The organism is Streptomyces swartbergensis (genome assembly GCF_002148965.1).
Classification (GTDB): Bacteria; Actinomycetota; Actinomycetes; order Streptomycetales; family Streptomycetaceae; genus Streptomyces; species Streptomyces swartbergensis.
The window spans coordinates 1-13212 of record NZ_NGFN01000022.1; the positions used below are offsets into that span (position 1 = coordinate 1).

General features: G+C 66.5%; 8 protein-coding genes and 1 pseudogene. 7 read left to right on the forward strand and 2 right to left on the reverse strand.

What is annotated here, in order from left to right:
* From CA983_RS06055 to CA983_RS06075, 5 genes and pseudogenes are all read left to right on the forward strand, one after another.
* Positions 1–1545 (forward strand): annotated as a pseudogene (locus CA983_RS06055) (ComEC/Rec2 family competence protein); the annotation flags it as partial.
* A gap of 115 nt (positions 1546–1660) precedes the next feature.
* Positions 1661–3127, forward strand: coding sequence for a site-specific integrase (locus CA983_RS06060; protein WP_086599852.1), 1467 nt, complete (start codon positions 1661–1663; stop codon positions 3125–3127).
* A gap of 101 nt (positions 3128–3228) precedes the next feature.
* Positions 3229–5067, forward strand: a complete 1839-nt coding sequence (locus CA983_RS06065) for a hypothetical protein (protein ID WP_086599853.1) — start codon at positions 3229–3231, stop codon at positions 5065–5067.
* Positions 5064–7154 carry an integrase gene (locus tag CA983_RS06070; protein WP_086599854.1) on the forward strand — a complete coding sequence of 697 codons (2091 nt, stop codon included), beginning with the start codon at positions 5064–5066 and terminating at the stop codon, positions 7152–7154. Before CA983_RS06065 ends, CA983_RS06070 begins: the two co-directional genes overlap by 4 nt.
* Positions 7151–7597 carry a hypothetical protein gene (locus CA983_RS06075; protein ID WP_208636898.1) on the forward strand — a complete coding sequence of 149 codons (447 nt, stop codon included), beginning with the start codon at positions 7151–7153 and terminating at the stop codon, positions 7595–7597. The genes CA983_RS06070 and CA983_RS06075 overlap by 4 nt, the downstream gene beginning before the upstream one ends.
* A gap of 585 nt (positions 7598–8182) precedes the next feature.
* Here the strand turns inward: CA983_RS06075 and CA983_RS06085 are convergent.
* Positions 8183–8500 carry a transposase gene (locus tag CA983_RS06085; protein ID WP_086599855.1) on the reverse strand — a complete coding sequence of 106 codons (318 nt, stop codon included), beginning with the start codon at positions 8498–8500 and terminating at the stop codon, positions 8183–8185.
* Between the two features lie 183 nt (positions 8501–8683).
* Here CA983_RS06085 and CA983_RS06090 point away from each other — a divergent pair, with 183 nt between their 5' ends.
* The gene (locus tag CA983_RS06090; RefSeq protein ID WP_086599856.1) at positions 8684–8941 is read left to right on the forward strand and encodes a helix-turn-helix domain-containing protein; all 258 of its coding nucleotides are present in this window, start codon (positions 8684–8686) and stop codon (positions 8939–8941) included.
* A 644-nt stretch (positions 8942–9585) separates the two neighbouring features.
* On the opposite strand, the gene CA983_RS06095 is transcribed toward CA983_RS06090, so the two are convergent.
* The gene (locus CA983_RS06095; RefSeq protein WP_143645453.1) at positions 9586–10953 is read right to left on the reverse strand and encodes an ApeA N-terminal domain 1-containing protein; all 1368 of its coding nucleotides are present in this window, start codon (positions 10951–10953) and stop codon (positions 9586–9588) included.
* A gap of 233 nt (positions 10954–11186) precedes the next feature.
* Between CA983_RS06095 and CA983_RS06105 the strand changes: the two genes are divergently transcribed.
* Entirely contained in the window at positions 11187–13148 is a 1962-nt protein-coding gene (locus tag CA983_RS06105; protein ID WP_244206671.1) for a pentapeptide repeat-containing protein, read from the forward strand.
* The last annotated feature ends 64 nt before the right edge of the window (positions 13149–13212 follow it).

Consider the following 13212-nt stretch of genomic DNA (forward strand, 5'->3'; position numbering starts at 1 on the left):
GGGGATGAGGGGTCGGCACCCGTGGGTGGTGCCACCGGGACCGTTGGCGATGGGCGATCGGTGCCCGTGGGTGGTGCGTCCGGGGTCATCGGGGATGGGCGATCGGCACCTGCGGACGGGGCGACCGGGGCCGTCGGGGATGGGCAGCCCGTACCCGGGACCGGGTCCGCCGGGAGTGGGAGGCAGACCGCCGACGGGCCGGTGCGGTCGCCGTGGCTGGGGCTGCTGCCGTCGACGCGGCTGCGGGTCAGCGCGCGGCTGGCGCCCGCGATGACGGGCGGAGACCGGTTCGCGGCCGTGCTGCGGGTGCGGGGCCAGGCGGAACCGGAGGTGGTGGGGGAACCCTCGGCTGCTCAGCGGCTCGCCGGGCGGTTGCGCGCCGGGCTGCGGGAGGCGACCGACGGGTTGCCGGCGGATGCCCGGGCCCTGTTGCCGGGGCTGGTCGTGGGGGACACCTCGCGGATCACCCCGGAGCTGGAGGAGGCCTTCAAGGAAACCGATCTCACTCATACTTTGGCCGTATCCGGTGCCAACTTCACGATTCTGCTCGCCCTGCTGCTCGGGCCGCCGGGCCTGGCGCAGCACGTCGAGCGGCGGGGACTCGCGCCTCGCCTCGGTGTCTCCCTGCGGGCGACCGCGGTGCTCGGGGGCGTGCTCTCACTCGGGTTCGTCGTCGTGTGCAGACCGGATCCGAGCGTGCTGCGGGCCGCGGCCTGCGGAGCCGTCGCGCTGCTCGCCCTCGCGACCGGCCGCCGCAGGTCACTCATCCCGGCGCTGGCGACGGCGGTTCTGCTGCTGGTGCTGTACGACCCGTGGCTGGCCCGGAGTTACGGGTTCCTGCTGTCCGTCGTGGCCACCGGCGCCCTGCTCACGCTCGCACCGCGCTGGAGCGCCGGGCTGCGGCGGCGCGGGGTGCCGCCGCGGCTCGCCGAGGCGCTGGCCGCCGCTGCCGCCGCGCAGGCCCTGTGCGCGCCCGTCGTCGCCGTGCTGTCGGCGCGGGTGAGCCTGGTGGCGGTGCCGTGCAATCTGATCGCGGAGTTCGCGATCGCGCCCGCCACCGTGCTGGGCTTCGCGGCACTGGCCACGGCGCCGGCGGCGATGCCGGTGGCCGAGGCCCTGGCATGGTGCGCGCACTGGCCCGCCGAGTGGATCGCGGAGGTCGCCCGTACCGGGGCGGCGCTGCCGGGAGCGGGAGTGGACTGGCCGGGCAGCTGGGCGGGTGCGGCGCTGCTCGCGGCCGTGACGGTCGTGGTGCTGCTCGTGGGGCGGCGGCTGCTCGGGCATCCCTGGTGGTGCGGGGTCTGCGGCCTGGCGCTGGTGCTGGTGGTCGTGCAGCCGCCGCCGCTGACCCGGGTGGTCACGGGCTGGCCGCCGCCCGGCTGGCGGCTGGTGATGTGCGACGTGGGGCAGGGCGACGCCATGGTGCTCGCGGCCGGCGAGGGCAGCGGCGTGGTGGTGGACGCGGGACCCGATCCACAGCTCGTCGACCACTGCCTGCGCTCACTCGGCATCACCAGGATTCCGCTGGTCGTGCTCACCCACTTCTTCTTTCCGCTGTTCCAGTCTGTCTCACGAGAGGTGTGGTTCAGTCCTGTTCCGTTGTGGTGACAGAGACATGTGAGCCAGGGAGTTCGTCTCGGGCGACTTGGGAGGAGCGAGGGTGGATCTTGCTTTCGTGCAGTCCGGGAGACTGGAGAGGTTCCTGGACAGTGACGTCATCTCTGCGGCAGAGGTGGCTGCTCTGCTCAAGCGGCGCGGTGTGCTCGACGGGATGCCGGTGTTCCTCGACGAGGAGACGCAGATGCCGGTGCCGGCGCTGTGTGAGTACGGCCGGTATCTGTCGACGTCGTTGTTGGATGAAGGCACGCTGAAGGATTACGGGCGGGCGGTCTTCAGGACGGACAACTACCTGGTCAAGCTGGAAAGCGATGTCCTGTCGGCGAGTGAGTCCGAGCTCGTTGCCTACCGTAATTATCGGACTCAGAGGCAGAAGAAGCCGATCGGCTGGAATGCGTGGAGCAAGGAATCCTTCGTCCTGGACGACCTCTACGGCTTCCTGGTCGACCGCAAGATCCTGTCGCACAGGCCGGTCCGAGTGGCGGCGCGGGGACGCAACCCGCTGGCGCCGCGCCTCCGGGTCGGCATGCACATTCGGCACCTGACCTTCGAGCAGTACCGGCACTTCCGTGACGTGGGACTGGGCGGCCAGCTCCCTAACGCCCAGGTGGACCAGACCTTCCGCGGGTGGGCACCGTTACGCAATCGGGCAGGCTCGGATATAGCCCTGGGATCGGGGACACGCTGGGGAGAGTGGTCGACGGTGCTGCTTCCTGAGATCGGCCTCTGGCCCGGGATACCGGGCGGGGCAGCCGAGTACACGGTCCAGGCGTGCGCGAAGTACGGCAAAGCGCGACCTGTCTACGTCCCCGAGGACGCCGTCGCCTCCGCCGACCTGTTCTGCCTGCTGGAGAGACCGGACATCGTTCGCCGAGCGGCCCGGACCCTGGAGCGCAAGGCCCGTGACCTGTTCGTGGTGGGCGAGGTCGACGTCGCTGGCGGCTGGGTGAGGGGCGTGTTGGACGGTGTCGTGCGCGAGTTCCAGATGTCCGCCATGCCCGCCAAACTGCGGCGGATCACCGTCTACGAGGGCGAATTCGGCCTGGAGGCACTGTCCCTGTTCGTCTGCCGCGGCGGTCTGATGCCGGGGGCGGACGCTTGGAAGGGCTACCGCCACCGGGCCTGGGCGCGCATGAACGCGCTCGCCGACGAGACCACCCCGCACCTTCCCGCCCGGCGGTGGAGATGGCACGACCTAAGGCACACCTACGCTCTGCGGCTCTTGACCTACCTGGAAAACCTCATGGATGGCGAGGAGCCGGACCTGCACGCCCGCCGTCGCCGGCACCGGTCGTACTTGAGCGGTCACATCCGGCACAACCCGCTGCTGATCGTCAGCCGCAGGCTCGGTCACTCGAGCCCAGAAACCACCTACGAGTACCTCCAGTACACGGACGACTTGATCAACGAGTTCGAGGCCGCGTTCAACGGCTGGGTGGGCGACGATAAGGCGACCTACGCCGAGATCGCCTCGCGCGCCCTGTCCGAAATGAACGGGGGCCGCCGATGACCGGGCCACGCAGGAAGGCGAAGAGCCGGAAAGGCGAGGAACGTGCGCGACTCCTCGCCGCGCTGGCGAATCCGGCCCCGCCAGGGGGGATCGGCCCCAGGGTGGTGCAGCTGCCCGGGCACCTCGTGGCGTTGGATCCGGCGGACTACCGGTGCTCGCTGCTGGCCATGCAGCTAGCGGACGAGTGGGTCGAGTATGTTGCGGCTACCCAGATCGGACTCCAAGCGAAGAACTACCAGTATGCGATCGACCACTTTTGCCTCTACGTGGACAAGGTGCTCGGCGCTGAGGCCGAGGAAGCGAGCCTGGCCGATCCGGACCTCTTCGACACGCTGGTGAAGTGGGAGTTGTCCCTGCCCGAGGAATACGCCGAGAGCTCGGCCAGGCCTGGTCTGCTGGCCGCTTCCCTGCGTGTGCTGGTGATCCGCCGGGACGACCATGACGAGCGGATGGTCGCTGCGGATCTGGCCAGGCTCGCCCGTGGCCCTGCGCTCCTCGGCAGCGGGGAGAGCACGGAACGGGACGAGTTCACCCGCAAGGAGAAGCTGGCTATCGTCCGGGCCGCCTGGACGAGCGCGCATGCCACCCGCAAGCGCATCGAGGACAGCTGGGCCCTGGCCGGACAGGGACGCCATCCTGATCAGGGCAGCTGGACCCGTATCGCCGACTTGCTCTGGGGCCTGGCCCACGAAGAGATCACGGTCGAGGACATCCGTCGCCGCGTTCCTCCGTCACGCGAGTGGCCGCTGGATCTGCTGGAGTTCACTGCCGGGCCGGGGCAGGTGCTCAATCCGGCGACCGCACGCATGCAGCTGGTGCGCAGGCTGGTTGCACGCTTGTATCCCACCGCCCTCGACCTGCACGCGTTCCGCGTCCTGCTGATGGACGCCACCGGCTACACCTCCGAAGAGGTCACGAGCTTCGGCGAGGCGGGCGTGGAGTTCTTACCCAAGGGAGTCCGGCTGACCCTGCTCAAGAACCGCGCCGAGCGGCTGCGGCACCGGGCCTTTCGCGACCAGAACCGGCCCGAGACGACAGCCCCCGATGACGAGGACGGCAGCGGGCGGCTCACCGTGAACTGGCCCCGGCGCGAGGCCAGCGAGGTGGTTCGGCAGCTCATGGATCTCACGGCCCGGGTCCGCGCCAAGGCCCCGCACGTCACCGACACACTCTTCGTCAACGTCGCCGTGCGCCCCGACCACACCGTCGTGTTCGACCGGTGGACCCCTAGCCAGGGCAGAGCACAGTTCCGCCACTGGCTGGACGCTATTGACGTCAAGGTCAAGGGCGACCGGCACATCGGGCGCCTGCGCAAATCGACCAAGGTCGAGAAGGCCATCGTCACAGAGGGCCGCATCGACGCCGCTGCGGATGACCACACCGAAGAGACCTTCGCCGGCCACTATGCTCAGGGCACCACACTGCGGATCATGTCCGGCCGGACGATCGCCACGGCTCAGCAGCACTGGTTCGACCAGGCACTCGACCGCGTCGACGGCCCCACCGTCGTCACCGGCTCCGGGGACATCGACCAGGGCCTGCTCGAAGAGACCGGACTGACCTCGGAGGAAGCCGAGGGCATCATGGCCGGCCAGCTCGACATGGGCGTCTCCCACTGCAAGAACCCCTACCAGGGCCCCTACAGCCGCCCGGGTGAACTCTGCGCCGTCGCACCGCTGCGCTGCCTGGAGTGCCGCAACGCCTGGATCCTGCCCGCCAACCTGCCTCAACTCCTGCTTTTCCAAGCCCACTTGGAAAGGCTTCGTACGCTTCTGACCCCCCAGGCCTTCGGTCGGCTTTGGGGGCAAAGTTGGGTGAACCTGAACACCGTTCTAGGCGATCGCACCCCCGAGGAACTCGCTCAGGCCCGCAAGCACATCGAGGCCGGCGGGGCATGCCTGGACTTGCCACTGGCTGCCCACACGGAGTTCGACGGATGAACGTTCTTTTGCTCCAGCAGCGATGCCCATCGCTGTTCCCCGACGACGAGCCCGTCGTCCAAGGCCGATCGCTCCTGCCCGCGGCTCGCGAACCAGGCGCCTACCTCCCCCGGTTCGGCGACGCCGGCTTTTGGGACTTCAACGGAGTGCTCAAGCGGCCCGCCAACGTCAAGGCCTGCAACTGGAAGGTCACCTTCAGCCTGGAGCTCGAGGACCCGTACTGGAATCTGCTGGCGCGAGAGCTGATGATGCTCACCTGCAACCAGCGTCACCCCGAGGTTCTCAAGCGCGGCATCGTCCTCGACGGCTCAACTGACCCCCGCACGCTGAACCACATCGCCTCGCGTCTGCGGACCGCGGCCCGCTGGGCCCGTGAGAACGGGCTCCCGCCTTATCCGGACGGATGGAGGGTGGAGGACCTGCGGCAACGCATCACCGACATGGCGACCGAAGGCTCCTCTCCGGAAACGATCAGAAGTCACGTGGGCACTCTGAAGAGCTTGGCGGCGGCTACGCCCGCCTTGAGCCTGCCATGGCCGGAAGGTGATCCATGGCCGGGCCAGAGTGCCCGTCAGGTTGTCGAGCTCGCGGGCAGGAGGGCCATCGCCACCCCCACTGTTCCTCCGAAGACCTGGTTTCCGCTGATCCGTGCGGCCTGGGCCTACATCCATGACTTCGCGTCCGATGTCCTGCGCACCGACGGCCGGCTCCGTGAGCTCAGAGCAGCCGCCCGGACGTCGGTTGTCGGCATCGATGAGCGCCTTGAGGAGTGGCTCGCCGACCCCCGGAACAAGATCCCCGTCCACGCCGAGTCGATGGACGGGCAAACTCCCGAGGTGCAGTGGAACCTGCTGATGCTCCTCCTCGGCTACGAGAGTTGCAGCAAGGCGCTCAACGGCCGCTGCCCGGCGCGGAGACGCCGCCGCACCTTGATCCTGGACGCGGTTGCCGATGGCCGGACCACAACCCACGCGCTGAGCGGAGAACTGGTACAGGTTGCCCGGCCGGACGGCATTACAGGGCCCTGGCACCCAGGCCTCGACCAGCGGGCTCTGTTCGACGCGAAGACGGCAATTCGTGACGCGGCATTCACCCTGGTCGTCGGCTTGTCGATGATGCGCGACTCGGAGGTTCACGAGATCCTGCGGGACCCCGTCGTCGAGCACTACAGCACCCCCGCCATCGCTTCCACGAAGATCAAAGGCACCACCAACCGTCCTGGCAAGCACTGGTGGATCGCCGAACCCCTCGCCGAAGCCCTCGCTGTTGCCGAGGCCGTCTCCATTCACCCCGAACGCATCTTCGCACCCGTCCACACCACCAAGCAGGACGGCGCCGTCCTTGGCGTCAGAATGCTGAAGTCGTTCGTAAGGTTCGTGAACGCCAACCGGGCCTGGACCGGACTCGACGCGATCCCTGCCACCTACATCCGCCCTCACATGTTCCGCAGGACGATGGCGATGCTTACCGATCAGTTCCCCGGCTCCGAAATCGCCACTGGCATCCAGCTCAAGCACCTCGCCACGCGGGCCCTGGCCAACGTCACCACCCGCAGCTATGCGGCTTCTGACGCTGAGTGGGCCAAATACCTCGAAGACGCCCTCGACAACGTCAAGTTCCGCAAGATCAAGGACCTCTACGAGCGCCACACCTCGGGCGAGGAGATCGGGTTCGGGCCCGGCGCCGAACGCGTCAAGGACGCCTTCGACCAGATCACCGCCACCGTCAAGGCCCGCAACGGCGATGCCCGCACCGCCGACACCCTCTTGCGCACCACGCGGATCCACATCCGCTTCGGCATGCTCAACAACTGCACCGCTGACCACACCAACCCCGTCGGCGCTGTCTGCCTCGAAAACGCGGTCGTCCCCGAAGGACACACGGGCCCCCTCGACGAACGCTGCCGGCCCGACCGATGCGCCAACAGCATGATCGGCCCCGAGCACCTGCCGATCTACGACTCTCACAATCGCAAACAGCTCGAAATCATTAACAGTCCCGCCGTCCCTAGGTGCCGCCGCGACCTCGCCGAACGCGAACTCGATATCACCCGCAACGTGCTCAAGATGGCAGGACAGGTGCAGTGACCGACTCCGCCGACGCCCCCGAAGACCAGGTCAGCCCCAAGACCGCCGCGGCCCTGCGGGCAGCGATGGCCCGCCTCTTCGAAGGCCGCCCCCAGCGGACTGACGGCCGCCTCACCAAGGAGAACCTCTACAAAGAGGCCCAGGTCAGCCGCGCGACCATGAACCGCGCTCATGCCGTTCTCGCCGAGTGGGACGCGTACATCGCTGCCCACGGCAAGGCTACTCGCGGCGAGGCCAAACGCGACGCGGCCATCGCGGACCTCAAGAAGCGACTGACCAAGAAGACCCAGGAATGCACGCTCTTGGAGAACAAACTCAGGGCCGCCCACACCGCGATCGCCGCCCTCTTCCACGACAACGAAGCCCTCCGGCAGCAACTTCATAGCGACGTCTCAACCACCGTCACGCCCATCCGGCCCCGCGGCCGCAGCCAACGCAACTGAGAGACCTGACATCGGTTACGTGTGGCCGTCACCTGGCTTGGCAAGGGTACGAATCAACCACGGACGCGCCCCGCCCGCGCGGACACCTCGCATGCCGCCTACCCCGCCACCGGCAGAGCGCCGGCCCTGCTGCCAAAGGCCCGCGCTGCTACCTGGGCCTGGGCCCACATCGGTAGCGACAGCTACCTCCACCTGCTCATCCGGCGCAACCGATCCACCCGAGATCTCGCTGTCTACCTGTGCTGGTCACCCACCGAGGTAGCCCTGCCGGAATCGATCCGCGTGCGTCATGGCTACCGTCGTGACGTAAGGACCCAGCTGATAGATCACTGGGGCCGAGACTTGGCGCTCTGGCTCCAGGAGACCCGTAAGCCCGATTGGCGTCGACGGCAGGGTGCCCTGTGACCTGGGTCAGTGGACACCACCACCGAGAAGGTCGTGCGGGCACGGGATACGCACCGGAGGGCGATCAACCACAATCTAACCGTGGCGAAGGAGCTCTACGGTGTGCTCCCCTCGAAGATCCCTTGGCCTGGCGGTAGGACAGCCGGGCCGGACCGGCATGCGCGGGGAAGACTGGAACAGTTAACGGGTCTGGGCAAGTTCGAGCTCCGAGGCGAACATCAGTGTGGCAGCCCTAAGAACTGCATTGGCACGGCGCAGGTCCCGGACTTCGCGCTCCAGTTCGCGCACCTGATCGCCCCCTGGAGCCTCGGGGGTGGGCTCGCGACGGATCGCCTCGGCCTTCTTGACCCAATGCCGCAGTACCTCAGGGTGAATCTTCATGAGTTCGCCGACAGTACCGACCACGCCAGCGCGGTCTGGGTCCTGAGCGCGGATGTCGAGAACCATGCGCACGGCGCGTTCCATGACGTCGGGCGGATACCTGCGCTGAGCGGGCACGAGTGGTCACCTCCAAGCTGTTCGGCACAACCGGACAAGTGCCACGGACAGCAGCCTCTGAGCGGCCTTCCTGCCTTCCTGGAAGGATTATGCACAGCTGTTCATGGTGGTCAAAGAGGTGCGACTGTTCAAGTCAGTGGCGTGTCTCCGTCTCCGCCCGACCCTGTGCTTCACGCGTTCGGAATGCACCTCCGGCGCATTCGCGAGGATCGCGGCATGACCTTGGAGGATCTGGCGGCCCATAGCGGCTTGAGCTTCCGCGGAGTGGTCTATATCGAACACGGCCAGCGAAATCCAAGCTTGACAACCTTGATCAACCTTGCTCGCGGCCTGCACGTCCAACCTTCCCGCCTGCTGGCTGTCTTCGATGCCGAGCAGGAGGCGTTTCCGGAGGCCAGCAGCCCGGCGCAAGTTGAGGGGAGGGGCCGCGACTCTCTGTAGTGCTTCAGGCTCACATGGGCCGCTGCCTTCCGGAAGTTACTCGTCACTGTTCGGGCGCCGGCTGCCCCCTGGGCGGCACAACGTCCCAACATTGGCTTCAAGCTTGTTCCAGGCTGCTTCTTCCGGTGACCGTAGTCGCGCAGGCAGGCACGTGCGATTTCATGGATCCGCGTTCGAGGCCGCTAGTAAGACCGGTCCCTTCATCGGTATCTGTGACTTTCCCCTCAAAATGAATATATCCTTTTCCCGTGAAAAGCCTCCTTGCGTCGGCAGCCCCACATGTGAGGTTCTTGTACTCCTCTGTGGTTCCCAGGGGCCCGTTGGCTCCAGGTTCCGACCGGCTTCGGCGACCTGCCGAGTGGTAGTCCTTTCGGTGATAGCCGAGACCTCCGCGATGACGAGGGCTAGTGCCTAAAAACGAGTTGTCGCGCAGATGAGCATGGTGACTGACAGAGGTCGTCGGCGGCCGGGGTGACCGGGAAAGCCATCTGGTGGTGGCTGCCCAGCACTCCTGGCGCACGTATGGGGCCGTACCCAGAATGCCCTCGGTGGCCGTGGCGATGGTGCGTGGGCCCAGGGCGGAAGTCAGGCAGCTCGCCGTCCAGCTTGTAGCCACAGGGGGAAGTCAGGGTCGGGGAGTGAGGTCAGCACCGGATTTGCTCCACGGCGAAGGTGAAGGGTGCCTTGCTGACGGCTCGCGCATAAACATCAGGTACGCCAAGTTCGGCAAGAAGTCTGGCTCGCGTAACCCACATCAGGACCTCGCCGTGCCAGTGTAGAGCGGCTGGCGTGAAGGGGTTTTTGCCGCCACCGTGAGAAAGTCCTGACCGTGCCGAAGCGACCGATTGAGCGAACTTGGGAGCCTTCTTCAGGATGACTTCACCCATTTTGCCAGTGGAGTCAACAACCTCTTGGACCCGCTGCTTCAGCGGCTTATCATTGCGCCCCAGGAGTACCGACTTGGCCCAGTCTAGGGTTTCCTGTTCGAGGCCGGCGTCGTCAAACTTATCAATCACCGCAGCTACTCGCTGCTTGTGCTGCTCTTTGGTCACATCCGTGCTGGCATACAACTTCTTATCCTGGTGAAGGGCTTCCAGCGCTTGAAAGATGGAGATGAACCTATGCTCCGAGTAAGTGAAGGGAGCAAAAAATGGGTTCAACAGCGGTAGTAGCACTTTCTTAAACCGTCGGTGAAACTGGAACCACGAGGTTACGAGTTCGGCGAGGTCGATAGCACTGTCGCTGGCCAGGAGCAACGTCGGGGCAGCGTCGTTGCGGATAGAGCCGGTCGTCTTCTTCGGCCGGAGCGTGTCAAAGTACGCCTCGCACAGTGGACGCTTGTCGCCAACGGCAGGGCGAAGGTAGAAGGAATTCATCGCTAGCGGTCGCCCCAGGGCTAGGATCATGAGGTCGTGCAATGGCCTCACCTGCTCGGCCAGCATGCCCTGCCAGTCCATCGGCGTCTTGGTGGTGACGGTGAACATGCAGTACTGGTCGAGATGCACACTGTCGTCGTTGACCCTCCCGTACGCCCCGGAAATGACCTTCACGGTGGAGTCGCCAGCCTTGGTCTGCATCAGCTCTACGGACTGCGTGGACAAGGAGATGTCTCTTCCTTGCCGCCTTGTAAGAGATGGAGCATCGATCCAGTCGGCCAGGTGATCAATTTCCACCCGAGCCTCCGAGAACTCGGCACCCGGCACGTGGCCTCCGATCAAGACCAGCTCTGGGCGGTAGGTTTCTTCCGCGGCAGGGACGTCCGGCAGGTAACCACCACGAGCGTTGATCAGACTGATGTCGCGCTGGTCCCGCGCGGTTCCGTAAACCAAGGGTTCGGTTACCCAGACGAGCTCCAGCGGTGTCTCTCCACCCGGCTCCAGCCGTTCGACAGCGTGAAGTGATCCGTAGGCGGTGAGTTTCAGCCCGTCCGAATCAAAGGTCAGCTTGCCAGCGACAGCTTCTGCCTGCCGGCCCGGTAGCCACCACGTACCTTCGACATCGAAGAAGTCCATAACCCCATGCTTCACCCCAAGAAGTGGCACCGGCCAGCGCTGGCACCGTTCGGCCTTCGTTGGGCAACCGCTCGGCCACTGCCGATCGTCCTCAAAGCATGATGTCTGCAAGCCCCGCCCGGCCCTCACCTCCGCAGCACTGGCGGCACTGCGGCCACGGCAGCAACGCGGCAACCGACCCGGTCGGCTGCCAGGGCATCCACGTCAGTGGATACACCGCGTGCCTGTCCCACTTGCCCGAGGCCGACCGCACCGCCTACCTTGCGGCTCTGTCACCCGGCGCCGACATAGACCACCGCGGTACCTCCTTCACCCCTGAACTGCTGAGCCGGCTACTCGATGCCCTGACAGCCGACCCCACCACCGACAGCCCTCACATAGGCGACGCCCGGTTCGAGAAGGCGACCTTCTCGGGCGACGCCCGGTTCTATAGGGCATCTTTCTCCGGCGAGGCCCGGTTCGAGGGGGTGGCGTTCTCCGGGGTTGCCCGGTTCGGTGGGGCGACGTTCTCCGGGCCCGCCCGGTTCGAGGGGGCGACGTTCGCTGGTGTTGCCCGGTTCGGTGAGGCGACGTTCTCCGGCGAGGCCCGGTTCGAGGCGGCGACGTTCTCCGGGCCCGCCCGATTCGGCCAGGCGACGTTCTCTGGCGAAACTCGGTTCAGCCAGGCGATGTTCTCCAGTGGTGCTGGATTCCGCGATGCGGCCTTCTCCAGGGAGGCCCGGTTCAGCGAGACGGCGTTCTCCGGGACTGCCCAATTCAAGGGCGCGACGTTCTCCAGGGTTGCCCGCTTCGGTGGGGCGACGTTCTCCGGGCCCGCGCGGTTCAGTTCGGCGACGTTCTCCGGGACCGCCCGGTTCAGTTCAGCGACGTTCTCCTGGGCCGCCGAGTTCGACGGGGCGACGTTCTCTAGCACCGCCCTGTTCGGCGCGGCCACTTTCATCCGCGACGCCGACTTCGGCAGGGCGACCTTCGAAGGCGACGCCGGGTTCAATGAGGCGGCGTTCGAAGGCATCGCGGGGTTCGCCGAGGCTACGTTCTCCGGCGACGTCAACTTCAGCGAGGCTCGGTTCGAACTGGCGCCCCACTTGGGGCCGCTGGTGGGCGGTAAGCGGGTGGTGTTGGACGGTGCGGTGTTCCAGCGACCGGTGACGGTGGAGATCGCTGCCCGTCATGTGAGTTGTGCGCGGACACGGTGGGTGTCGACCGCCACACTGCACCTGCGCTACGCCGAACTGGACCTGCGGGATGCGGTCTTCGAGTACCCGGTGCTTGTCGCCGCCCGCCCCGATCCGTTTCTCCGTCCTAGACTTGGCGACCCGCTATCGGAAGCACAGCTGTCCGGCGAAAAGCCCGGTGTGCGCCTGGCGTCGGTGGGTGGGGTGGATGCCGCGCACTTGGCGCTTCACGACATCGACCTGAAGACGTGCCGTCTAGCTGGCGCTGTCCATCTCGACCAGATGAAGGTGGACGGCTGGTGCACCTTCGCCACAACCCCTACCGGCTGGAACCGGCGATTCCCCTGGCGGTGGAGTCGACGCAACACGCTGGTCGAAGAGCATCACTGGCGGGTACTCACCGCCCGCGGTTCCGGCCGGGGCACCGCCCCTGGCTGGACGTCCCCGCCACCTGGCGCCCTCGAGCTGAAGCCAGTGGCGGTGGCCGCCCTGTATCGGCAGCTGCGCAAGTCCCTCGAGGACGGCAAAAACGAGCCGGACGCCGCCGACTTCTACTACGGCGAATGCGAGATGCGCCGCCACGACAGCACTCGTCCATTTGGTGAGCGGGTGCTGCTAACCGCCTACTGGGCCCTGTCTGGCTACGGACTGCGTGCTGTGCGTGCCCTGGCCTGGCTGGTGGCTGCCATGGTCGCCACGATCACGATGATGGTGCTGTGGGGCCTGCCTGTCGACGACCCGAATCCGCAGACCACCGGCAAGCAGGTGAGTGTCGGGCAGAACCTCAAGCTCACCACCGACACACCCGATCCCCGCAACCCCACCGGCCCGTTGTGCGAACGCGTTACCACCGAGCGGTTCGACAAGGCGGTACGGGTGGTGATCAACTCGGTGGTTTTCCGCTCCTCTGGCCAAGACCTGACCACCTTCGGCACGTACACCGAGATGCTCTCCCGCCTCACCGAACCTGTTCTCCTCGGCCTCGCGGTTCTGGCCGTCCGCAGCCGTGTCAAACGTTGACCCCCCGGACCGCACAGGAATCCCACACGCCACAACCACCGGGCGCTGAAGTGACGGGTGGTTT